We start from the raw sequence: 24033 nt of genomic DNA, 5'->3' as shown, positions 1-24033 counted from the left end.
ACCCTTTCACGTAGACGCGGACGCGGTTAGGCTCTGTGGGTGACTACTGCAAACACCCCCGTACGCCCAAAGTCCGCCATTGATGCCGTCGCTGACGCGTACACAGAAAAGCTGATCGAACTCAATCCCGGTTTCGCCACCACGCTGGGCTTGCCAGGGCACGAAACGGAGTACCAGGACTACTCGCCTGCCGGGGCCGCAGCCCATGCGGAGGCCACAAGGTTGGCCTTGGACGCCCTGGCAGGCCTTGAGCCTTCCGATGATGTGGACGCCGTCACCCTCGACGCCATGCGCGAGCGGCTGGGTCTGGACCTTGAGATCCACGAGTCCGGCTGGGATGCCGCGGACCTGAACAACATCGCCTCTCCCGCCCAGGACATCCGCGCCGTTTTCGACCTCATGCCCACGGACACCGTGGAGCAGTGGGAACACATTGCCGGCCGCGCGGCCAACGTTCCCGGGGCCATCGAGGGCTACATTTCGTCCCTGCGCGCGGCCAAGGTAGACGGCAAGGTGGCCGCAGCCCGCCAGGTCCGGATTGTCATCGAGCAGACCGGCCGGTACGCCGCCGGGGACGGATTCTTCGCCAAGATGGCTGCCAACGCGGCCATTGATGGCTCGCCGCTGCCCGCCGGGGTCCAGGACAAGCTCGACGCCGGCACCGCCGCGGCACGCGCTGCCTACAGCTCTTTGGGTGCTTTCCTGCGGGACGAACTGCTCCCCGCAGCCCCGGAAAAGGACGCAGTGGGACGCGAACGCTACGCCCTCGCATCCCGGTCCTTCATCGGCGCCGAAGTGGATCTCGAAGAAACCTACGCGTGGGGTGTCCAGGAGCTTGAGAGGCTCATCGGCGAGCAGGAGAAGGTAGCCGGACAGATCAAGCCCGGCGCGTCGATCGAGGAAGCCAAGAACATCCTCAACAACGATCCTGCCCGCCAGATCAAGGGCACCGACGCTCTCAAGGCCTGGATGCAGGAGCTCTCCGATCGCGCCGTCTCGGAACTCGCCGACGTCCATTTCGACATCCCCGACGTCATGAAGACGCTTGAGTGCATGATCGCCCCTACCGATGAAGGCGGCATCTACTACACCGGCCCGTCCGATGATTTCTCCCGGCCCGGCCGCATGTGGTGGTCCGTACCGGCCGGCGAAGACACTTTCACTACCTGGTCCGAAACCACCACGGTGTTCCACGAGGGCGTCCCCGGCCACCACCTCCAGGTAGCGACGGCAACGTACCGGCGCGAACTCCTGAACAACTGGCGCCGCAACGTGTGCTGGGTCTCCGGGCACGGCGAGGGCTGGGCACTCTACGCCGAGCAGCTCATGCTCGAACTGGGCTACCTCAAAGACCCGGGCGACCACATGGGCATGCTCGATGGCCAGCGCATGCGTGCAGCCCGCGTGGTGTTCGACATCGGCGTCCACCTGGAACTGCCCGTCCCCGAACGCTGGGGCACCGGTGCCTGGACCCCGGAAAAGGGCTTCGACTTCCTCAAGGCCAACCTCGATATCAGCGAAGGCCAACTCCAGTTCGAATTCGCGCGCTACCTCGGCTGGCCCGGACAGGCTCCGTCATACAAGGTGGGGCAGCGCCTCTGGGAACAGATCCGCGCTGAACTCGAGACGCAGGAGGATTTTGACCTGAAATCGTTCCACAGCAAAGCATTGAACATCGGCTCGGTGGGGCTGGACGTCCTGCGCCGGGCATTGCTGGGTTAGCCAAAACCCGCCCGGGACGGGCGTCCGACGAGACGCACGCCACGTCCCGGGCGGGAATAACTTTCACGCACGTAACATTTCTCAACGTCCGTTCGCTATGTTATTTGAGGTGCACCTACCGTGTTCCGGTGAGCACCTCAACCAACACCTCCCCTTCAGCTGGAAAATCCGGCTTCCGGCTCCCCAAGTGGGCCGGATCCTTCGGCGTCCAGATCATCGCAGCCCTCATCATCGGCCTCGTTCTCGGCCTGATCGCCAAGTACACGGGCAGCACCAAGACAGCCCCCAACGGTCTCGGCGCAACCCTCCAGACGATCGGCTCCAGCTACGTCTCGTTGCTGCAGACCGCCGTAGTTCCCTTGATTTTCACCGCCGTGGTGAGCTCCATCGCGAACCTGCGCCAGGTCTCCAACGCCGCGCGCCTCGCATGGAACACGCTGCTGTGGTTCGCCATCACCTCGCTGGTTTCGGTGCTCATCGGCATCGGCCTGGGCGTGCTCCTGCAGCCCGGCGCCGCCACGGGCATCACCCAGAAAGCCGAATACGCCGGCAAGACCGGTGACTGGTGGGCCTTCCTGATCGGCCTGTTCCCGAAGAACTTCCTGGGCCTTGGTGCGAGCTCCACCGTCACGGAAAGCGCCAACGCAGCCACCACGGTGAGCACTTCCGTCAGCTTCAACGTCCTCCAGATCCTGGTGGTCGCGATCGCCGTCGGCATCGCAGCCCTCAAGGTGGGCAAGCAGGCTGAGGCCTTCCTGACCTTCAACGCCTCCGCACTGGCCGTCATCCAGAAAGTCCTGTGGTGGATCATCCGCATCGCCCCGCTGGGCACCATCGGCCTGATCGGCAACGCCGTTGCAATCTACGGCTGGGACACCATCGGCTCGCTGGGCAAGTTCACCGCCGCCATCTACATCGGCCTGGCCCTGGTGCTGTTCGTCCTTTACCCCATCCTGGTACGGGCTCACGGACTCTCCATCAAGCAGTACTTCTCCGGCGTCTGGCCGGCAGTGCAACTGGCGTTCGTCTCCCGCTCCTCCATCGGCACGCTGCCGCTCACGCAGCGCGTCACTGAACGGAACCTGGGCGTGCCCTCCGGTTACGCTTCCTTCGCAGTGCCCCTGGGCGCCACCACCAAGATGGACGGTTGCGCTGCCATCTACCCGGCCGTTGCCGCAATCTTCGTAGCGCAGTTCTTCGGCATCAACCTGGACTTCACCCAGTACCTGCTCATCGTGCTGGTCTCCGTCCTCGGTTCCGCCGCTACGGCAGGTACCACCGGCGCCGTCGTCATGCTGACGCTGACCCTGTCCACGCTGGGACTGCCGCTGGCCGGCGTCGGCCTCCTGTTGGCCATCGACCCCATCCTGGACATGGGCCGCACGGCCGTCAACGTGGCAGGCCAGGCCTTGATCCCTGCCATCGTGGCCAAGCGCCAGGGCATCCTGGACGAGTCGCTGTACAACGCGCCGCGCAACGGTGCCGCCTTCGCCGATGAGTACGCGGCAGACAAGGCAGCAGCTGAAGCCGACGAGCGTGAACTGGCCGGTTCCAAGGCCTAACGCCTGCCGTCCTCAGCGCCAGTACGGACTGACGGAAATCCCCCGGGGAGATCTCCCCGGGGGATTTCCCCGTTAAAGGACGGAAAGCTGGATAGGCTCTGACCATGTTGATCGTCACCTCCAATGAAATCCCGGGCCACCGGATCGACGCCGTTTTCGGCGAAGTCATGGGCCTCACCGTCCGCTCGCGGGACATCGGTTCCCAGATGCTTGCCGGTTTCCGTTCCCTCGGCGGCGGCGAGCTGCCCGAAATGACCAAGGCACTCTACGAAAGCCGCCAGGAAGTCATGGCGCGCATGGTCAACGAGGCACAGCAGCGCGGCGCCAACGCCATCGTTGCCATGCGCTTTGACACCTCCGAAATGGGCACCAACTGGACCGAAGTCTGCGCCTACGGCACGGCCGTCTACGTCCTGCCCCTGGGCGAGGGCGAGCCCGGCGCCACGGGACAGTCGGTTTACCTGACAAAGACGGCCTCCCAGCAGCAGCCCGCTCCCGCGGCTCCGCCTCAGCAGCCGACTCCGCCAGCCCCGCCTCAGCAGTTCTGATCTGAAGCTCCGATAGTCCCGCCCTCGTTCGAACGAGGGCGGGACTTTCCACATTCACCATCCTCAAATTGCGCAGAGTGCAAACTTGCACTTAGTGTAATTACGTGACCCAAAGCAACACCCACGATCCCGCCGCGGATTCCCCTGCCCTTTCCGGCGCCGGCACCCCATCACGGCGCGAGCTGAACAAAGCGGCCACCCGTAGCTCCATCGCGGCCGCAGCCCTGGACCTTCTGCGCAGCCAAGGGTCCGGCAACTTCACCGTCGAAGACATCGCTGCCGCCGCAGGTGTATCGCGGCGCACATTCTTCAACTACTTCCCCACCCTCGAAGCCGCCCTCGCCTCCGTGGCGGACGGCTTCATGGACCACGCATTGGAGCAGTTCCGGCTGCGCCCGGCCGACGAGTCCATCCTCGAATCAGCACAGGCCGCACTGATGGCCCTCGCTGACCCGATGTCCGTTGCCCCCATGGCCGAGTTGTTCAGCCTCACCCAGGACAACCGTTCGCTGGCCCGCTCCGAGCTTGAAGCCTGGGACCACTGCACGGAGCAGATCATCGACGCCGCCCGCACCAGATTGGGTTCCGGCGTCAGCGAGCTGTACCTCCACGCACTGGCGGGCTCGGTCATCTCCTGCGGCAAAGCCGCCATGAATGTCTGGTTCGCCGAACGCGGACCGGACCTCTCCTCCGAATCACTGGCGACCCTGCGCCAGCACCTCATCGATGCGATGGGCCTCCTCGGCGCCGGCTTCGCGCCGCCGTCGGGCGCCTCCCGCCATCCCGTCCCCACCTCCGCCGCAACCACCACAGATCGGTTCTGACATGGCTTCGTTCCTCTACCGTCTCGGCAAGTTTTCATACCGCCGCCGCTGGCTGGTCATCTCGATATGGCTGGCCGTCCTGGTGGCAGTGGGCGGCTCGGCCGCAGCCTTCCACGGCACCATGTCCAACAACTTCACCATCCCGGGCACCGAAACCCAACGGATGGCCGACAAGCTCAAAGAAGCACTGCCTGACGCTTCCGGCGGGTCAGCCTCCGTGGTCTTCGACGCCGGGGATGCCGGATTCGACCAGGCCAAGAAGGACGCAGTGTCCGCAGCCCTTGAGAAGCTCAAGAGCCTGCCGGACGTCCAGGGAACGGTCAACCCCTTCACCACGCAGGAGCAGCTGGACAAGGCACCCGGCGACATCGCCGCCGGTGAAGCCAAAGCCGCCGAAGGCAAGGCCCAGCTGGACGCGGGCCGCGCGCAGCTGACCGCAGGCGAAGCACAGCTTGCCGGTGTGGAGCAGCAGCTTGCAGCATCCGGCCTTACGCCCGCCCAGATCGAAGCGCAACTGGCTCCGCAGCGCGCTGAACTTGCCGCAACCAAGGAAAAGCTCGACGCCGGGGCGAAGGAAGCTGCCGACGGCGCCGCGGCTTTGGCGCTCGGCAAACGGCAGGCTGAAGCCTCCGAGGGGCTGCGTTTCGTCTCCAACGACAACAAGGCCGCCGTCGCTCAGGTCCAGTTCAAGACCTCCATCAATGCCGTCGATCCCGCTGTTCGCGAAGAAGTCCAGGAGATCGTGCACGGCGTCTCCTCGGCAGGCGTCACAGCCTACGCCAGCAAGGAGATCACCGAGGACGTCTCGGAAATCTTCGGCATCGCTGAAATCGTCGGCGTTGCGGTTGCGGCCCTTGTCCTGATCCTCATGCTGGGCACCCTTATCGCCGCCGGCCTGCCATTGCTCATGGCCCTGATTGGCGTGGCAGTGGGTGTGGGTGGAACGTTCGCGCTCACCGGCGTCATCGACATGAGCTCCATCTCCCCCATGCTCGCGCTGATGCTCGGCCTCGCAGTGGGCATCGACTACTCCCTCTTCATCGTCAACCGTCACCGCACCCAACTCCTCGCCGGCATGGACGGAGAAGAATCGGCCGCACTGGCTACCGGCACATCCGGCAACGCGGTGCTCTTCGCGGGCCTTACCGTGATCATCGCCTTGGCGGCCCTCGTGGTTCCGGGCCTGCCGTTCCTTGCTGTCATGGGTGTTGCCGCCGCAGCGACAGTTGCTGTCGCCGTCGTCGTGGCTTTGACCCTGACCCCCGCCGTCCTCGGCCTGATTGGCCGCAGGCTCATCTCCAAGCGCGCCTGGGCCAAGGCCGCCAAGCACAACGCCGAACCCGGCCACGAAGCTGCCGACCGCGAACTCGAAGAGAAGCGGAGCAGCGGCGGTTGGGGCGGCCTTGTGACGCGCCACCCATGGGTTTCCCTGATCGCAAGCGTCGTGCTGTTGGGCGCTTTGGCGCTGCCGGCTTCGCAGCTCCGCCTGGCCCTGCCCGACGGCGGATCGGAACCTGTCGATTCGCAGGCATACAAGGCCTACGACCTCACCCGCAGCAGCTTCGGCGAAGGCATGACCGGCCCGATCATCGTGGTGGGCGAATTCCCCGAGGGATTGAACGACAACGACGCCAAGAACAAGCAGTACGACGTCGCCGACCAGCTCCGGAGCGTCGACAACGTGGTTGCGGCCGTTCCGGTTGCGCTGAGCGACGACCACCGCACCGCAGTCTTCCAGGTCATCCCCAAGGAAGGCCCGGCCAGCGCCGGGACCGTCCAGGTTGTCTCTGATCTGCGGGCCAAGGGCACGGCCATCCACGACGACCTTGGCGTGACCATCGGCCTGACAGGCCAGACGGCAGGCAACATCGACGTCTCCGCCAAGCTCGGCGCGGCCCTGCCGCCGTACCTCGCGATCGTGGTGGGACTCTCCCTGATCCTGCTGCTCCTGGTGTTCCGCTCCATCGTGGTGCCGCTGCTGGCCACGGGTGGATTCCTGCTCTCCCTCGCCGCCGCCTTCGGCGCAGTGGTCGCCGTTTACCAGTGGGGCTGGCTGGGAGGAATCTTCGACGTCGCCAATCCGGGTGCCGTCCTGAGCTTCCTGCCCATCATCCTGATCGGCGTGCTGTTCGGCCTGGCCATGGACTACCAGGTGTTCATTACGTCCGGCATGCGGGAGTCCTTCATGCACGGTGAGTCAGCCAAGCACGCCGTCCGCTCCGGCTTCAGCCACGCCGCCGCAGTGGTGACCGCGGCCGCCATCATCATGGTCAGTGTGTTCTCCGGCTTCATCTTCAGCCACTTGACCATGGTCCGGCCGCTCGGCTTCGCGATGGCATTTGGCGTGCTGATCGATGCGTTCGTTGTGCGCATGACAATCGTCCCGGCCATCATGTACCTGCTCGGCGAAAAGGCCTGGTGGCTCCCCAAGTGGCTTGGCCGGATCCTGCCGGACGTTGATGTTGAGGGCGCAAAGCTGAACCGCAGCGACCGCTCAAAGGACGGCGCCGAGGAACTGGTGCACTAACCCTTCCTCACATCACCACTGATAACCACGGACGCTCCCTCACTTGCTTCTCGCCAGTGAGGGAGCGTCCGGTATTTAAGGCCGGGATGTGAGGGAGGGTCCACGGGAAGCACACGGGATGTGAGGGAGGATCATATTAGGCTGGGGAGCGTGACCCGATTGATCCTTGCCTCCCAGTCCCCCGCCCGCACCAAACTCCTAGCCGAGGCTGGGATCAGGCACGAGGTCCTGGTTTCGGACGTGGACGAGGACGCAGTACAGGCAAAGTACGGCGTGACCGACGCCCACGACACCGCGCTCCTGCTGGCCAGGGCCAAGGCGGAGGCCGTCGCTGCCCTGCCTGAGGCCGAAGGTGCCCTGGTGATCGGCTGCGACTCCGTGTTCGAGTTCGACGGCGAGTCCCACGGCAAGCCCTACACAGCGGAGGTTGCCCGCGAGCGGATGCTGCGCATGAGCGGCTCACAAGGCGTGCTGCACACCGGACACTGGCTGGTTGATTGCCGGGACACTGCCGCCAACGTGGAAAACGATGAACCCGCCGAAGGCACGGGCGCTACTGTGGGAGCTGTGTCGAGCGCCGAGGTGCACTTCGCATCGATGAGCGAGAACGAGATCAATGCCTACATCGCCACCGGTGAACCGCTCCACTGCGCTGGCTCGTTCACCATCGACGGATTGGGCGGGGCCTTCATCCGCAAGGTGGACGGGGACCCGCACGCCGTCGTCGGTCTTTCCATCTCCACCCTCCGCGACTTGCTGGTGCATGCCAAGGTGGGCATCACCGAACTGTGGGGCGCGGACAGCCAGTAGGGCAATTTGTAGCAACCCTACAAAGGAACATCGCCTCACACACGGAATCCCCCATCAATATGGGCGGAACCCTCACAATCGCGCTAGGCTCCCTGAAGGACAGAAGGAGTCAACAACTTGTCAGCTAACCCGGCGCAGCCCATTTCCAGCCCTCTTACCAAGGTCTTGATTGCCAACCGCGGCGAAATCGCGGTCCGCATCATCCGAGCCGCCCGGGACGAAGGCATTGCCTCCGTAGCCGTCTACGCAGACCCGGACCGCGACGCCCTCCACGTCCGCCTCGCCGACGAAGCGTACGCCCTGGGTGGGAACACGGCCGCTGAGTCGTATCTGGTGATGGACAAGATCATCGACGTCGCCAAGCAGTCGGGCGCGGATGCCATCCACCCCGGCTACGGCTTCCTGGCCGAGAACGCCGAGTTCGCCGCCAAAGTCATCGACGCCGGCATCAACTGGATCGGCCCGTCACCTGAGGCCATTTCGGCTTTGGGCGACAAGGTCCAGGCCCGCCACATTGCCGAAAAGGTGGGCGCACCCTTGGTCCCCGGCACGGCTGATCCCGTGGAATCCGCGGACGAAATCCTCAAATTTGCCGAAGAATTCGGCCTTCCGGTTGCCATCAAGGCTGCGTTTGGCGGCGGCGGGCGCGGCATCAAAGTTGCGCGCACCATGGAAGAAATTCCGGAGCTTTACGAATCCGCCGTCCGCGAAGCCACTGCAGCCTTCGGCCGTGGCGAATGCTTCATCGAGCGGTTCCTGGATGCCCCCCGCCACGTCGAAACCCAGTGCCTGGCCGACGCCTACGGCAACGTGGTGGTGGTCTCCACCCGCGACTGCTCGTTGCAGCGCCGCAACCAGAAGCTCGTGGAAGAAGCCCCTGCCCCGTACCTGAGCGAAGAGCAGAACAAGCGCCTCTACGAATCCTCCAAGGCCATCCTCAAGGAAGCCAACTACCTGGGTGCCGGAACCTGTGAGTTCCTGGTGGGCCAGGACGGCACCATTTCCTTCCTCGAGGTCAACACGCGCCTCCAGGTGGAGCACTGTGTTTCCGAAGAGGTCACCGGCATTGACCTTGTCCGCGAACAGTTCCGCATTGCCCGCGGCGAGGCACTTGGCTACGAGGACCCCGAGGTCCGCGGCCACTCCTTCGAGTTCCGCATCACCGGCGAAGACCCGGGCCGGAACTTCATGCCCGCACCCGGTACGGTCACCACCCTGAAGAACCCCACGGGCCCGGGTGTCCGCGTGGATTCCGGCATCGAGCAGGGCGACGTCATCAGCGGCAACTTCGACTCCATGCTGTCCAAGCTGGTCGTCACCGGCGCTTCCCGCGAGCAAGCACTCCAGCGTTCACGCCGCGCACTGGAAGAAATGGTGGTGGAGGGTATCCCCACCGTCATCCCGTTCGACCTCGCAGTGGTCACCGACCCTGCTTTCGCTCCCACGGAGGGCCCCTTCTCGGTCCACACCCGCTGGATCGAAACCGAGTTCGTCAACAGCATCCCGGCCTGGTCTGCTGCGGGCGCAGACGCCGGAACGCCCGACGCCGGTGAGCGCCAGCGCGTCGTCGTCGAGGTTGGCGGCAAGCGCCTTGAAGTGGTTCTGCCGTCCGGCCTGGGTGCCGGCGTCGCCACCGCCTCTGCCGGGACGGGCACTAAGTCCGGCAAGTCCAAGAAGCGTTCCCGCTCGGCAGGTGCTGCGGCTGCCGCTGCCGGCGGCGATGCACTGACCTCGCCCATGCAGGGCACCATCGTCAAGGTGGCGGCCTCCGAAGGTGACGTGGTGGCCGAGGGCGATCTGATCGTGGTTCTCGAAGCCATGAAGATGGAACAGCCCCTCACCGCCCACAAGTCGGGCACCGTCCGGGGCCTGTCTGCCAGCGCCGGGGAAACCGTGGCCGCCGGTGCGGTCATCGCGACCATCGAGGACTAGGAACCGACGCTTAACGACGCCGGCCCCGCACCTTTCGGTGCGGGGCCGGCGTCGTTATTGGGCAGCTTGTTCTTAAGGTTCTTAGGCGACGTTGTTCTCGTAGTCCATGTCCTTGGTCTCCCGGGTGAGGAGCAAGGCAATGAAGGTGACCACGGCAGCGGCGGCCATGTAGACGCCCACCAACCAAGTGCTGCCGTTTGCCGCCGACCACAGGGCGATGGCCACGAAGGACGCAGGGGCCGCTCCGATCATGGACGACAGGTTGTAGGTGACAGCCGAGCCGGTGTAACGCACGTTCGCCGGGAAGAGCTCCGGCAGGATCGCCGCCATCGGGCCGAACGTCAGGCCCATGAGGGTGAAGCCCACGATCAGGCCCACCATGGCTGCGGCCTGGCCGGGTCCAAACATGGTGAACCAGAGGGCACCGAAAACGAAGATTCCGGCCGTGACGCCCAGCAGGAACTTCCGGCGGCCCCACTTCTCGGCCAGCGGGCCCGAAACCACAGTGAAGATGCCGAAGAAGACGACGCCGATGATCAGCATCCAGAGGAAGTCGGAGCGGGTGATGCCCAGCCCGGGGACGAACGCGGCGACCTGCTCGGCCGTCATCGGCTTGCCGGCCTTTTCGGCTGCGGCCTGGGCGCCGGCCAACGTTGGCTTGGTGCCGTAGGACAGCGTGAACGTGGTCATGATGTAGAAGAGCACGTACGTGGCGAACATGATGAACGTACCAGCGAGGACCGGGCGCCAGTGGCTCTTGAGCGTTGCAGCGAGGGGCAGCTTCTGGACCTTCTCCTGCTCGATGACCTTGGTGAAGGACACGCTCTCCACCAGCTTCAGGCGGACGTAGAGACCGACGATGACCAGCACGGCGCTGAGGATGAACGGCACGCGCCAACCCCAGGCAAGGAACTCATCAGCACTGAGCGCCACGTTCATCCAGATGAAGATCACGTTGGCGATGATGAAACCGATCGGCGCACCCAGCTGCGGGAACGTACCGTAAATTGCGCGCTTGCCTTCAGGCGCGTTCTCCGTTGCGAGCAAGGCAGCACCGGACCACTCGCCACCCAGGGCGAGGCCTTGGAAGAAGCGAAGCACGACCAGCATGATCGGCGCGAGGATGGCCCAACCCGGCATGGAGGCGGTGGGCAGGAGGCCGATGAGGAAGGTTGCAATACCCATGGTCAGCAGTGAGGCAACCAGGGTGCCCTTGCGGCCGATCTTGTCACCAAAGTGTCCGAAGACCACTGCGCCGATGGGACGCGCGAAGAAGGCTACACCGAAGATGGCGAAGGCGCTGAGCAGCGCGTTGATGTCGGTGGCGTCCGGGAAGAAGAGCTTGGGGAAGACGAGTACCGACGCGGTGGCATAGGCGTAGAAGTCGTAGAACTCGATCGTCGTGCCGATCAGGCTCGCGAAGATCACCTTGCCCCGCGAGTTCACTGGTTTAGTGGACTCGCCTTCCTTGGATGGTGCGGTGGAAGACATGTAGTTGCAGCTTTCGTTCATACCGGCCGATGCCCCTCGGAGCTTGCCCGGCGAAGGATTATTTGAGAGTTCAATAATAGTTCCCGCTGTCCATTGACTGGACAACCAAGTCCAGTATGCGGACGAACGAGAAAGTCCCACCATGTGGTCTGCGCCACATTACCTCACCGCCGTCTCACGCGCTGGTGACCCCGCCGATAGGGAAATGTCACAGGGCGTTTACAAACAGCGACCGTCCGTGAAATGCGCCAAACCTACCTTGGAAGAACAACGTCCCCCACCAAGGAGGCACTCCGTGACTGTTGATAGCACCGCAGATGCACTGGCCCCCATCCAGTCCACCACTGCTGCCACCCCCGCCCTTGAGCACCGCCCCGGCCGCTGGATTGCCAACTGGGATGCCGAGGACAAGGGCCAGTGGGAAGCCGAAGGCCGGTCCATCGCCAAGCGGAATCTGTACTGGTCCATCTTTGCCGAATTCCTCGGCTTCGTCGTCTGGCAGCTGTGGTCCATCGTGGTGGTCCAGCTCCCCGCGGCAGGCTTCACCTTCGATTCCAACCAGATCTTCTGGCTCATCTCCATCCCCAGCCTCGTGGGCGCCACACTCCGCATTCCCTACACCTTCATGGTTCCGAAGTTCGGTGGCCGGAACTGGACCATCGTCTCGGCCCTCCTGCTCCTGATCCCCACCACCGGGCTGGCGATCTGCGTGTCGAATCCGCAGACTCCGTTCGGTGTCATGCTCCTCATCGCCGCCCTCGCAGGCTTCGGTGGAGGCAACTTCGCCAGCTCGATGGCGAACATCACCTTCTTCTACCCGGCGCGCGAAAAGGGTTGGGCGCTGGGCCTGAACGCCGCCGGCGGCAACCTCGGTGCCGCCGTCGCCCAGCTTGTTGTTCCCATCGCCATCACCCTGCTGGCCGCCGGAACCGTCAACCTGCCCATGGCGGGCATCATCTGGATACCGCTGATCATCATCGCCGCCTTCGGCGCGTACAAATACATGAACAACCTCACCAGCGCCAAAGGTGATGTGGCCGGCTCACTGGCCGCCCTCAAGGAACCTCACCTATGGATCATGGCGTTCCTGTACATCGGAACTTTTGGCTCGTTCATCGGCTTCGCGGGCGTCTTCCCCAAACTGATCAAGGACTACTTCCCGGACTTCTCCTCGATCCACGTTGGCGCCGTGGCCTTGTCCCTGGCTTTCCTCGGCCCGCTGGTCGGTTCCCTGGCCCGACCCTACGGCGGACGCATGGCCGACCGCATGGGCGGGGCACGCATGACCATCGCCTCGTTCGCTTCCATGGCCGTCATCACGTTGACCATGATCTGGACGCTGCCGCTGAAGAACTTCTGGCTCTTCCTCAGCCTGTTCCTGCTGCTCTTCCTGGCCAGCGGCTTCGGAAACGGCGCGACGTACCGCATGATCCCGGTCATCTTCGCAACGTCCAGCCGCGCTGCCCGCTCCGGCGCCAGCAGCGCCGCCACAGCACGCCTCGCAGCATCGTCACTCGGCCTGATCTCGGCGATCGGCGCCTATGGCGGCTTCGTCATCCCGCAGGTGCTCAACGCATCCAACACAGCCAGCGGCTCCTACACCCCGGCCTTCTACGGCTTTGTCGGAGCCTACGTCCTGATGCTCACCGTCTGCTGGGTCTGCTACATCCGCCCCGCCCGGAAGCGCAACACGATCGGACACATCTAGATGCCCAACGGCGCCGATACCCACTGCCCCTACTGCGCGCTCCAGTGCGCCATGACGCTGACCCCGGCTGCACCCGCAGTCCAAGGCACAGCGGCAGCGCCCGCCGCAGAACCGGCCACCCCCGCCGTCCCGCTCGAGGTTTCAGGGCGCGACTTCCCCACAAACCGGGGCGGGCTGTGCCGCAAAGGCTGGACATCGGCGTCGTTGTTGCGCCATAGCGGCCGGGTCACGGAGCCGCTGCTCAAAGGATCCGACGGCGTCCACCAGCCCATCTCCTGGGACCAGGCCCTCATGCTGATCGCCGCAGCCGTCAAAGACACCCAGCAGCAATACGGGAACGACGCTGTTGGGGTCTTCGGCGGCGGCGGCCTCACTAACGAGAAGGCGTACCTGCTGGGTAAATTCGCCCGCCTGGCACTGCGCACGTCCCGCATCGACTACAACGGCCGGTTCTGCATGTCCTCGGCCGCGGCCGCCGGCAACCGGGCGTTCGGAGTGGACCGCGGGCTCCCCTTCCCCGTGACCGACCTCGATTCGGCCTCGGTCATCCTTATGCTCGGATCCAACGTCGCCGAGACCATGCCGCCGTTCGTCCAACACCTCCAGGGCGCCCGCGACGCCGGCGGGTTGATCGTGGTGGACCCCCGCCGCTCGGCTACCGCCGCGTTCACGTCCGACGGCGGCGGCCTCCACCTGCAGCCGACGCCCGGCACCGATTTGGCACTGCTGTTGGGCATCTCGCACGTGGTGGTCCACGAAGGGCTCGTGGACGCTGAATACATCGCCGAACGCACCAGTGGATATTCAGCCCTGGTGCGCAGCCTCAACGCGTTCTGGCCGGAGCGGGTCCAGTCCATCACCGGCGTCCCTGCCAACCTCATCCGCGAAACTGCCCGGCGCCTGGCCCAGGGTGCCCGCGCGGGCGGCAGCTACATCCTTAGCGGCCGTGGCGTGGAGCAGCACGTGGACGGCACCGATACCGCCACCGCAGCCATTAATCTAAGCCTCCTCCTCGGGCTGCCCGGCTCGGCCCGCAGCGGCTACGGCACCCTCACCGGCCAGGGCAACGGACAAGGCGGCCGGGAACACGGACAGAAAGCCGACCAGCTGCCCGGCTACCGCAAGATCACCGACCCCGCCGCGCGTGCCCATGTGGCCAGCGTCTGGGGCGTTGACGAGTCGCTGATCCCCGGACCCGGCCTGCCCGCCGTCGAACTGCTCAAGTCGCTGGGACAGCCCGACGGCGTCCGCTGCCTTTTCGTGCACGGCGCCAACGTGGTGGTTTCCGCACCGGACACCAACGCCGTGACACAGGGCTTGCGCAGCCTGGATTTCCTGGTGGTGTGCGACTTCTTCATGTCCGAGACGGCCGCCGAAGCGGACCTGGTCCTGCCTGTCACGCAGTGGGCCGAGGAAGAAGGAACCCTGACCAACCTGGAGGGCCGGGTGATCCGCCGTCGCAAGGCACTCACTCCTCCCCCGGGCGTGCGCAGCGAGTTGTGGCTTATGGCCCGGCTCGCCGAGATGCTCGAAGCCCCTTCTACGTTCAGTGATGACCCTGAGACCGTTTTCGAAGAGCTGCGCCTGGCTTCGGCCGGCGGCCTGGCGGACTACTCGGGCATCGACTACGCCATGCTGGACCGTGGCGAGGCAGCCTATTGGCCATATCCAGCCGGCAGCACCGGCACTCCGAGGCTCTTCGGTGACGGCTTTGCCCACGCTGATGGCCGGGCCGTGATGGTTCCCGTGACGCCGTCGAAACGGGCTGCGCGTTCATTTGCGGACGACTCCCTGGCGCTCGCTACGGGTCGCCTCCTGGAGCACTACCAGTCCGGCGCCCAGACCCGCCGGGTTGCCGAGCTGCTGGCGGCGCAACCCCAGGCACGGCTCCTCATCCATCCCGGAACCGCGGCAGCACGCGGGATTTCCGACGGCGATTACGCCACAGTGACCAATGAGCGGGGAGAAGTCCTGTGCCGGGCCGAGCTGAGCACCTCGGTCCGCCCCGACACCGTCTTCCTGCCCTTCCACTTCCCCGGCCAGGAAAATGCCAACCGCCTGACGGAGTCGGCCACAGATCCCATCTCCGGCATGCCGGAGTTCAAGACCAGCAGGGTGTGGGTCCGGCGCGCGGTCTCTTCACCAACCCTGGATGGCGTTCCTGCCGGAGCGGGAATTCCACTGCACATCAAGGAGGCTTCATGAGCGAGCGCATTGTCGTCGTAGGATTCGGGCCAGTGGCTGCCCGGCTCGTCGAGGAGCTTCTCCCCGCTGTCCGGACCGGTCTCGTGCAGTTGCTGGTGGTCGGTCAGGAAAGCGACGCTGCGTACAACCGCGTGATGGTGGCAGAACTGGGTGTCGGGCGGACAAGCGCCGAAGCACTGGCCATGGCTGATGTTCCCGGGCTGGAGGCCGACGGCGTGCAGCTCCGCCTGGGCGTCAAGGTCAAGAGGATCGACCGTGCCCGGCAGCACGTGGTCCTCGCCGACGGCACCACGGAGCACTATGACCGCCTGGTGTTCGCTACCGGGTCACGACCCGTCATTCCCAACCTCACGGGGCTCAACCCGGATCCTTCCGGTCCCGTCCTTCCTCCCGGCGTCATCACGCTTCGCGATCTTCAGGACGCCGCTGTGCTTCGCGCGGCGGTTAAGCAGCAGAAGCGGGTTGTCGTCCTGGGCGGAGGCGTCCTCGGCCTGGAAACAGCACTGGCAGCCTCGGAGGAGGGCGCCAAGGCCACCGTGGTCCACAACGGCCCCTTCCCCTTGGCCCGCAGCATCGACCGAGGCAGCGGCTCCGTCCTTAGCAACAGCCTGCGTGCAAGTGGCGTCCGGATGGCCGGCAATGCCCGCTCCACCGGGGTAGAGACTGCAGGTCCTGGTGGCTCATTCTCGGCCCTGCTGCTCGATGACGGATCCGCGATTGACGGCGATCTGCTGGTGTTGTCCTGTGGTGTCCGCCCTCGCCTTGAACTGGCGGAGGGCTGCGGGCTTCCCGTGGCGTCCGGCATCCTGGTGGACCACCACCTCCGGACCCATCACGAGCCTCACATGTTCGCGATCGGTGACTGCGCCGAAGTCCATTGCGCCGATCCTTCCTGCAAGGAGTGCCGGACCGCGGGCGGCCCTTCAGGACTGGTGGGGCCGGGCTGGCGACAGGCGGAATGGCTGGCGGAGTACCTGTTGGTCCTGGCCCGCGATGGCCAGTCGGCCGCGGACTCCCTGGAACCCCTGCCCTCGGAAAAGCCCGGCGTTGTGATCCTGAAGGCCCGCGGCATCAACCTGGCCATGGCAGGCGACAACCAAGCCGATCCCTGGGACGAAGAAGTCCTCGAAGCCGGTGCTGCGGCTGGACGTGCACGGCGCCAGATCTCTCAATGGGCCGATCCCGAGCACGGCCGCTACGTCAAGATGACCACGCGCGGCGGAGTGCTGGAGGGCCTGGTGGCTGTGGGAATGCCCCGCACCGCCGCTGAACTGGTGATGCTCTTCGAACGCTCCTCGGAGCTGCCCGCGGACCGCTCCCTGCTGCTCCGGCTGGACGGGCCGGACCAACTCGACGCCGGCGCCTCCAGCAACGATCCCCAGCGGACCGTGTGCCGTTGTGCTGGCGTGAATGCGGCCAGCATTGAGGATTCCGTGCTGGCTGGCTGCGGCACCGTAGGCGAGGTCTCCAAGGCCACCCGCGCAGGGACCGGCTGCGGAGGATGCCATGAGGACATCAAGGGGATCATCGAAAAGCACTTCCAGGCCGCAACTGCCTGAATCCGCCATTTCGGGGCCGCGCTGCTCACAGTGCCGCGCCTTCGGCATTGTGCGCAGTGAGGCATCGAAACAGACGGTCTAAACTTCCGGAGTGAACATCTCCGAACCCGCGCCCGGCGTCCACTTCGTCGAAGGACCCGCATCCAACTGGCTCATCGTCCGTAGTGCCCTGGCCCCAGCGGGCGACTCCGGCTTCATCCTGATCGACGGCGGCTACCCCGCCGACCGCGACCTGGTGCTGCAGTCTGTCCGCGAACTCGGACTGGACCCTGCCGATGCCAAAGCCATGCTCATCACCCATGGACACGTGGACCACACGGGATCGGCCGCCTACTTCTCAAGGACCTTCGGCACAGCCATCCTGTGCTCCCCCGAAGAACTTGCCCACGTCCAAGGCAAGGAGAAGCACCAGGTCACCCTCGGCCAGGTCCTGGCCCGGGTGTGGCGTCCGAAGGTGTTCCGCTGGATGCTCCACGTCATCAAGGCAAAGGCCCTGCAGGCAGAGCCGGCCACGCATGCAGAAGCCTGGACCCAGGACAGGCTCGCCGGCCTTCCGGGCAAACCCACGCCGATTGCAGTGCCGGGCCACACTCCGGGCAACGTAGCGATCCTGCTGCCGGATGCCGGAGCGATTGCCGTAGGAGACACATTTGTCAGCGGGCATCCGATCAGCAGCAGGCAAGGCCCGCAGATGCTGCACAGGATGTTCCACCACGATCCTGCGGCCGCCCTCGAAGCAACCCGCCGGCTGGAGGAAGTCCAGGCACGCGTGATCCTCCCGGGGCACGGACCCGCGCTGCACCTGCCCATGGCCGAAGCGGTGAACCAGCTGCACTCCTAGGAACGCAAAACCCGTTTCGATGGCTCGCTGCGGATCATGCCGCTCGTACGGCATGGCCCGCAGCGAAGCCCCGAAACGGGCGTCTGCGCTGGAACTACATGTGCACGTGAAGGCGGCGTGCAGCTTCCGAGATGGATCCTGTCAGCGACGGGTACACGGTGAAAGCGCTCGCGACGTCGTCAACGTGCAGTTTCTGGGTCACGGCCACGGAGATCGGGAAGATCAGTTCCGAAGCGTTCGGCCCCACCACCACGCCACCAATGACGGTGCCGGATCCCTTGCGGGCGATGATCTTGACGAAGCCGTCCTTGGTGTTGCGCATCTTGGCACGGGCGTTGCTGAGCAGGGACAGCATCACGACATCGCCCTGGTACTTACCGGATGCGAGGTCGGCCTCCGAAACGCCCACGGAGGCGATCTCCGGGGACGTGAAGATGTTGGACGCCACCTGGTTGAGCTTGAGCGGCTTCACGCCGTCGCCCATGAAGTGTGCAATCGCGATGCGGCCCTGCATGGCAGCAACGGAAGCCAACGCGAAAACACCCGTGCAGTCGCCGGCAGCGTAGATGTTGGGGGCCGTGGTGCGGGAAACGCCGTCAACCTTGATGTGCCCGGATTCGGTCAGCGTCACGCCGGCTTCCTCGAGTCCGACGCCGGCCGTGTTCGGGATGGATCCGACACATACCAGGCAGTGTGAGCCCGTGACGACGGAACCGTCACCCAAGGTGACCTTCACGCCGTCGTCCGTCCGCTCTACCGCGTTGGCCCGCGACTTGGACAAAACGCGCACGCCGCGGCGCTCGAAGACGCCTTCCAGCAGTTTGGCGGCGTCGGTGTCCTCGCCGGGGAGGACCTGGTCGCGGCTGGAGATGAGGGTGACCTTGGAGCCCAGGCCGTTGTAGGCGGAGGCGAATTCTGCGCCGGTCACACCCGAACCCACCACGATCAGTTCCTCGGGCAGTTCGTCCAGGTTGTAGATCTGGGCCCAGTTGAGGATGCGCTCGCCGTCGGGCTTTGCAGTGGGAAGTTCGCGCGGGTGGGCGCCGACGGCCAGGAGGATGGCGTCGGCGTCGATGGTCCGGGTTCCTTCGAGGGTCAGGACCTCAATGGTGTTGTTGTCCAGCAGCCGGCCGGAGCCAATGACGATTTCCACGCCCAGGCGCTCGAGGCCGGCGCGGATGTCGTTGGACTGGCCGTGGGCGAGGTTCAGGACGCGGTCGTTGATGTGCTTGAGGTCGGCGCGGGGCTTGGAGGCCGTGCCGTCGCCGTCGAACTTGACTCCCAGCTCGTCCGCCTCACCCACGCGGGTCATGAGGTCGGCGGTGGCGATCAGGGTCTTGGAAGGCACGACGTCGGTCAGCACGGCGGATCCGCCGAGACCGGCACGCTCAATGATGGTGACGTGGGCGCCGAGCGAGGCGGCTACCATGGCAGCTTCATATCCGCCGGGACCACCTCCCAGGATCGCGATACGGGGGGCACTGAAGTCAACTTGGGTGGTCACAATCCTCAATTCTCGCTCATTGCCTCCGTGGCTGCCAGTCAGCCCACCCTCACCTCCGCCCCTACCTGATTCAGCTGGCGGCAAGGTAGCTTGTACCAGTGAGTAACACTGAGCTGATGAACACAGACCCTTTCGAAGCCGCACAGGCCGCCGCAGACTTCATAGCCGCGGAGACCGGCGTCGAGTCCCACGACGTAGCGCTGGTGCTCGGATCCGGCTGGGCCGAAGCCGCCGATCTGATCGGCGAAACGACGGCCACACTGAACGCCTCGGAGGTCCCGGGCTTCCACAAACCAGCCGTGGTGGGGCACGTCGGCACCATCCGCTCCGTCCTCACCAAGGAGGGCCAGCGAGCTTTGGTCCTTGGCGCCAGGACGCACTACTACGAAGGCCGCGGCGTCCGCTCTGTCGTGCACGGCGTACGCACTGCGGCAGCCGCCGGATGCAAGACGCTGGTACTGACCAACGGCTGCGGCGGACTCAACGAGGATTGGACCCCGGGCACTCCGGTACTCATCAGCGACCACATCAACCTCACAGCAACATCGCCGCTGGAGGGCGCCACGTTCGTGGACCTCACGGACCTCTACTCCTCGCGCATCCGTACGCTGGCCCGTGAGGTTGATTCCTCCCTGCAGGAGGGCGTGTACGCGCAGTTCACCGGTCCGCACTACGAGACACCCGCCGAGGTGCAGTACGCCAAGCGGATCGGAGCGGACCTGGTAGGAATGTCCACCGCGCTGGAGGCAATTGCCGGCCGGCACGCGGGCATGGAAGTCTTCGGTATCTCCTTGGTTACCAACCTCGCTGCAGGCATCAGCCCGGTTCCCCTCAGCCACGCCGAGGTACTGGAAGCGGGACAGGCGGCCGGAAAGCGTATCTCCAAGCTCCTGGCGGAAATCATCGCCAAGCTCTGATCCACCAGCAACAATGCGCGGCCACCGCCTGGGTGCCCGCGCATTGTTGTTTAACCGTCAATGGAGTGTGCACGCTAACAGGCACGGCCGAAAGTAAACGCACAGTAAATTCCCAGATTAAATAAGATTTATTGCGCAACATTTGATTCCTGACGCTGGCCTGTGGCACGCGCGCCCGTTGGCAATGTAAGCGCTTGCGCATCTACCGGCGGGTAGCCCGGACGACCCACGAAACACCCTTTGATTTGCGGCCTAACACGTGTCTAGCGTGGAGTGTGCTCCGGTAAGTCGACGTGCCGGAGCCATGTGCGGCGAGCGCCGTGACGGGCTCACCGCCACCTCGAAACGATGGCGTCCCTCGAAGACGCCACCAGCGGATCGAGGGACGCCGGAGTAGAGATCCCCAACCGGGGAACAGGGCATGCGCCCCACTCCACGAAGTCCAACACTCCGCGAGAAGAGCAAGCATGAACACGCACTCAACCCCTCAACGGCCGCGGCGCCGTCTGCGACGGGCAGTAGCCGTCGCAGCAGCAGCCAGCGTGGCGGGCAGCATCCTGCTGGTCACGCCGGCGGCACAGGCAAACCTGCCGGCCGATCCGCCGTCGAGCACCATGCCGGCGCCCACGCCCGGCTTCCCGCTGCCGAGCCAGCACACCCAGCAGGCCTATGACCCGGCCGCGGACTTCACGTCCAAATGGACGCGCGCCGACGCCAAACAGATCATGGCCCAGAGCAACACCAATGTGACACCCGGCCAGAACTCCATGAGCCCCAACGTCACCATGCCGGAAATCCCCAAGGACTTCCCCGCCATGAACGACGACGTCTGGGTTTGGGACACCTGGTCATTGACTGACGAGAACGCCAACCAGATCAGCTACAAGGGCTGGGATGTCATCTTCGCCCTGGTTGCCGACCGGCACGCCGGCTACGGCTTCGACCAACGCCACTGGAACGCCCGGATCGGCTACTTCTTCCGGAAGACCAACGCCGATCCCGCCAAGGACAAGTGGAACTACGGCGGACACCTGTTCCTGGACAACACCTCCATCGGCAACACCGAATGGTCCGGTTCCACCCGCCTTATGCAGGGCAACAAGATCAATGTGTTCTACACGGCCACCACGTTCTACGACGTCGCCGAACGGAACGCAGGCGGTGGCGGGATCGCTCCCGACGCTGTGATCGCCAAAGCCCTGGGCAACATCCACGCCACCAAGAACGGCGTGACCTTCGATGGCTTCCAGCACACCAAGCTGCTGGAACCGGACGGAAAGCTCTACCAGAACAAGGCCCAGAACCCGGGCTTCGCGTTCCGTGATCCGTACACCTTCAGCGACCCTGCGCACCCGGGCAAAACCTACATGGTGTTCGAAGGCAACACCGGTGGCACCCGCGGCTCCTACAAGTGCAAGCAGGAAGACCTGGGCTACCGGCCCGGCGATCCCCACGCCGAGACCGTCGACCAGGTCAACAGCACCACCGGTGCCTGGTACCAGACCGCCAACGTGGGCCTGGCAGTAGCGGACAACAAGGACCTCACAAAGTGGACCTTCCTGCCCCCGATCCTGTCAGCGAACTGCGTCAACGACCAGACTGAGCGTCCGCAGATCTTCATCCAGAACGAGAACGGCAAGAACAAGTACTACCTGTTCACCATCAGCCACCAGTTCACCTATGCCGACGGCATGCGTGGCCCCGACGGTGTCTACGGCTTCGTAGGCGACGGCGTCCGCTCCGACTACCAGCCGGTGAACAACAGCGGGCTGGCCCTGGGCTCGCCCACGGACCTGAACATGCCGGCCAACGCACCGGAGGGTCCCGACCCCCGCCAGAACGGGCGGCAGTTCCAGGCCTACTCGCACTACGTGCAGCCCGGCGGCCTCGTCCAGTCGTTCATCGACAACGTCGACGGCGTCCGCGGCGGCTCCCTGTCACCCACCGTGAAGATGAACTTCAAGGGCGGCGTGACCCAGGTTGACCGCAGCTTCGGCCAGAACGGCCTCGGTCCGTTCGGCTACCTGCCCACCAACGTCCGCGTTGGCGGTGAAGGCCTCTACAAGTAGGCCGGCACACCCCGGCCGTCAGGCCACGGCAGGGGTGCCGGTTCCAGAAGAGCCGGCACCCCTGCCACCCCCAACCCTTCAGGATTTCTCCCCATGACTTACCCCAACCCCCTCCTGTCCCGCCGCCGGATGCTGGCCGCAAGTGCCGCCGTCGTGGTCTCTTTCGCTGCGGCCTCCTGCACAGCCGGCCCGACGCCGTCCCCCACCCCGGCGGGCCGGACGCCTACGCCTTCAGACCCGTGGCGTCCCGTGGCGCACCTGACAGCCGAAAAGAACTGGCTCAACGACCCCAACGGACTGGTCTACCACGACGGCACCTACCACGCGTTCTACCAGTACAACCCGCATGCGAACTCGTGGGGCAACATGTCCTGGGGCCACTCCACCAGCACCGACCTGGTGCACTGGGAGCAGCAGCCTGTGGCCATGGAGGCGAGCGGCGAGGAAGAGATCTTCTCCGGCTGCATGGTGATGGACACCAAGAACGCCTCGGGCCTCGGTTCGGCGGAAAACCCGCCCATGATTGCCCTTTACACCAGCGCTTACGGCAAGAACGGCGCGCTCCCCCAAGGCGCCCAGGCCCAGTCCGTCGCCTACAGCCTTGACGGCGGCACCAAGTGGCAGAAGTACCAGGGCAATCCAGTCCTCAACCTCGCGCCTACCAACAACAACTTCCGAGACCCCAAGGTCTTCTGGTACGAGCCGGGCCAGTACTGGGTGATGACCACGGTGGTGGCAGACGCCCAGGTGGTCAAGCTCTTCAAGTCCACCGACCTGCTCCACTGGGACTACCTCAGCGATTTCTCCGGGGCGGGTGCGCAAGGAGGACTCTGGGAAGTGCCCGAGCTTGTCAGGATGAACGTGGAAGGCTCAACCGCCAAGAAGTGGGTCATGCTGCTGAGCATCAACCCCGGCGGCATCGCTGGAGGTTCGGGCATGCAGTACTTCGTGGGCGAATTCGACGGCACACACTTCGCAGCAGAGAACGCGGCAGCCCCGGACGCACCCCTCAGCGACTCACAATGGCTCGACCACGGCGCGGACTACTACGCGGCGAACTCCATTACCGGCGCGCCAGGCGAAAAGCCCGTGCTGCTGGGCTGGATGGGCAACTGGGACTACGCCCAGCACGTTCCCACGACACCCTGGCGGGGTTCCATGGCGATTCCCCGGGAGCTGACGCTGGTCCGGGGCGTGCACCGTTACGAGCTGCGCTCGGCCATCGCCACCGCAGCCAGGGAGGCCCTGGAACGCCGCAGCGGTGAGGTCAGAAGGAAAAACCTCACCATCGGCTCCTCAGTCCAGGACCTGGGAGCGGACTTCACGGGACGCAGCCAGCTGATCGAACTGGACCTGGACCTTGGATCGTCCAAGGAGGCCGGGGTCATCCTGCGCCAATCCTCCGACGGCACCTCCGGCTTGCGCGTCTCCTACACCAAGGAAACCCGGACCCTGAAGGTCGACCGTTCGCAGGCGGGAACCACCAACTTCTCAGAGAAATTCAGCCCGTACCACCAAGTCCCGCTTCCTTCTGCCGGGAGCGACGGGAAAGTCCGGCTCACCATCCTCCTCGATGCCTCGTCCGTGGAAGTCTTCGCCCACGATGGCGTGGCCGTCATATCGGACACGTTCTTCCCGGATTGGGACGCTACGGGAGCATCAGTGTTCAGCGTGGACGGCGAATCCACCATCTCGGTGCAATCCCGTCCCCTCTAAAAGCAACGCGGGGTCGGATATGGCCCATTACGACCCTGTTTATGGGCCATATCCGACCCCGCGTTGCCCTTGCTGTGCGCAATGAGGATAGTTTTGAC

General features: G+C 65.0%; 16 protein-coding genes. 14 read left to right on the top strand and 2 right to left on the bottom strand.

What is annotated here, in order from left to right; all coding sequences use genetic code 11:
- Positions 1-39: 39 nt before the first annotated feature.
- The 7 genes from HMI60_RS10845 (at position 40) to HMI60_RS10815 (ending at position 9925) form a co-directional block, all read left to right on the top strand.
- Positions 40-1722 carry a DUF885 domain-containing protein gene (locus HMI60_RS10845; RefSeq protein ID WP_193589639.1) on the top strand — a complete coding sequence of 561 codons (1683 nt, stop codon included), beginning with the start codon at positions 40-42 and terminating at the stop codon, positions 1720-1722.
- 128 nt (positions 1723-1850) lie between these two features.
- Positions 1851-3284 (top strand): dicarboxylate/amino acid:cation symporter, encoded by a 1434-nt coding sequence (locus HMI60_RS10840; protein WP_018777395.1) that lies wholly within the window; start codon positions 1851-1853, stop codon positions 3282-3284.
- 104 nt (positions 3285-3388) lie between these two features.
- Entirely contained in the window at positions 3389-3832 is a 444-nt protein-coding gene (locus HMI60_RS10835; RefSeq protein ID WP_064721867.1) for a YbjQ family protein, read from the top strand.
- A gap of 104 nt (positions 3833-3936) precedes the next feature.
- A complete protein-coding gene (locus HMI60_RS10830) occupies positions 3937-4656 on the top strand; it encodes a TetR family transcriptional regulator (protein WP_039240398.1) in 720 nt (239 codons plus the stop codon).
- 1 nt (position 4657) lies between these two features.
- Positions 4658-7183 carry an MMPL family transporter gene (locus HMI60_RS10825; protein WP_193589638.1) on the top strand — a complete coding sequence of 842 codons (2526 nt, stop codon included), beginning with the start codon at positions 4658-4660 and terminating at the stop codon, positions 7181-7183.
- A 150-nt stretch (positions 7184-7333) separates the two neighbouring features.
- Positions 7334-7993 (top strand): nucleoside triphosphate pyrophosphatase, encoded by a 660-nt coding sequence (locus HMI60_RS10820; RefSeq protein ID WP_026267118.1) that lies wholly within the window; start codon positions 7334-7336, stop codon positions 7991-7993.
- Positions 7994-8110: 117 nt separating this feature from the next.
- Positions 8111-9925, top strand: a complete 1815-nt coding sequence (locus tag HMI60_RS10815) for a biotin carboxylase N-terminal domain-containing protein (protein WP_018777390.1) — start codon at positions 8111-8113, stop codon at positions 9923-9925.
- A gap of 81 nt (positions 9926-10006) precedes the next feature.
- Here HMI60_RS10815 and HMI60_RS10810 read toward each other — a convergent pair whose 3' ends face one another.
- Positions 10007-11416 carry an MFS transporter gene (locus tag HMI60_RS10810; RefSeq protein WP_193589637.1) on the bottom strand — a complete coding sequence of 470 codons (1410 nt, stop codon included), beginning with the start codon at positions 11414-11416 and terminating at the stop codon, positions 10007-10009.
- Positions 11417-11711: 295 nt separating this feature from the next.
- Between HMI60_RS10810 and HMI60_RS10805 the strand changes: the two genes are divergently transcribed.
- The 4 genes from HMI60_RS10805 to HMI60_RS10790 all read left to right on the top strand — a co-directional run bounded on the left by HMI60_RS10805 (position 11712) and on the right by HMI60_RS10790 (position 17729).
- Positions 11712-13124 carry an MFS transporter gene (locus tag HMI60_RS10805; RefSeq protein WP_055974983.1) on the top strand — a complete coding sequence of 471 codons (1413 nt, stop codon included), beginning with the start codon at positions 11712-11714 and terminating at the stop codon, positions 13122-13124.
- The gene (locus tag HMI60_RS10800) at positions 13125-15329 is read left to right on the top strand and encodes a molybdopterin oxidoreductase family protein (protein ID WP_193589636.1); all 2205 of its coding nucleotides are present in this window, start codon (positions 13125-13127) and stop codon (positions 15327-15329) included.
- Positions 15326-16888: an FAD-dependent oxidoreductase gene (locus HMI60_RS10795; protein WP_193589635.1), complete on the top strand. Its 1563-nt coding sequence runs from the start codon at positions 15326-15328 to the stop codon at positions 16886-16888. The genes HMI60_RS10800 and HMI60_RS10795 overlap by 4 nt, the downstream gene beginning before the upstream one ends.
- 91 nt (positions 16889-16979) lie before the next feature.
- On the top strand, positions 16980-17729 hold the full coding sequence (locus tag HMI60_RS10790; RefSeq protein ID WP_193589634.1) for an MBL fold metallo-hydrolase: 750 nt from the start codon (positions 16980-16982) through the stop codon (positions 17727-17729).
- A gap of 94 nt (positions 17730-17823) precedes the next feature.
- Here the strand turns inward: HMI60_RS10790 and HMI60_RS10785 are convergent, their stop codons facing one another.
- Positions 17824-19233, bottom strand: coding sequence for an NAD(P)H-quinone dehydrogenase (locus HMI60_RS10785; protein WP_026267116.1), 1410 nt, complete (start codon positions 19231-19233; stop codon positions 17824-17826).
- 116 nt (positions 19234-19349) lie between these two features.
- Here HMI60_RS10785 and HMI60_RS10780 point away from each other — a divergent pair, with 116 nt between their 5' ends.
- The 3 genes from HMI60_RS10780 (at position 19350) to HMI60_RS10770 (ending at position 23935) form a co-directional block, all read left to right on the top strand.
- Positions 19350-20150, top strand: coding sequence for a purine-nucleoside phosphorylase (locus tag HMI60_RS10780; protein ID WP_193589633.1), 801 nt, complete (start codon positions 19350-19352; stop codon positions 20148-20150).
- A 467-nt stretch (positions 20151-20617) separates the two neighbouring features.
- A complete protein-coding gene (locus tag HMI60_RS10775; protein WP_064721873.1) occupies positions 20618-22219 on the top strand; it encodes a glycoside hydrolase family 68 protein in 1602 nt (533 codons plus the stop codon).
- 93 nt (positions 22220-22312) lie between these two features.
- Positions 22313-23935, top strand: coding sequence for a glycoside hydrolase family 32 protein (locus HMI60_RS10770; protein WP_193589632.1), 1623 nt, complete (start codon positions 22313-22315; stop codon positions 23933-23935).
- The last annotated feature ends 98 nt before the right edge of the window (positions 23936-24033 follow it).

This window comes from Paenarthrobacter sp. YJN-D, assembly GCF_015040335.1.
Classification (GTDB): Bacteria; Actinomycetota; Actinomycetes; order Actinomycetales; family Micrococcaceae; genus Arthrobacter; species Arthrobacter nicotinovorans.
The sequence above is the reverse complement of the archived record's forward strand: the minus strand, read 5'-3'. Positions and strand labels throughout refer to the sequence as shown.

Bases quoted from the DNA above. Each gene is read 5' to 3' on its own strand.
- HMI60_RS10770 (WP_193589632.1), top strand. From the start codon at position 22,313: ATGACTTACCCCAACCCCCTCCTGTCCCGCCGCCGGATGCTGGCCGCA.
- HMI60_RS10800 (WP_193589636.1), top strand. From the start codon at position 13,125: ATGCCCAACGGCGCCGATACCCACTGCCCCTACTGCGCGCTCCAGTGC.
- HMI60_RS10835 (WP_064721867.1), top strand. From the start codon at position 3,389: ATGTTGATCGTCACCTCCAATGAAATCCCGGGCCACCGGATCGACGCC.
- HMI60_RS10775 (WP_064721873.1), top strand. From the start codon at position 20,618: ATGAACACGCACTCAACCCCTCAACGGCCGCGGCGCCGTCTGCGACGG.
- HMI60_RS10825 (WP_193589638.1), top strand. From the start codon at position 4,658: ATGGCTTCGTTCCTCTACCGTCTCGGCAAGTTTTCATACCGCCGCCGC.
- HMI60_RS10795 (WP_193589635.1), top strand. From the start codon at position 15,326: ATGAGCGAGCGCATTGTCGTCGTAGGATTCGGGCCAGTGGCTGCCCGG.
- HMI60_RS10780 (WP_193589633.1), top strand. From the start codon at position 19,350: ATGAACACAGACCCTTTCGAAGCCGCACAGGCCGCCGCAGACTTCATA.
- HMI60_RS10810 (WP_193589637.1), bottom strand. From the start codon at position 11,416: ATGTCTTCCACCGCACCATCCAAGGAAGGCGAGTCCACTAAACCAGTG.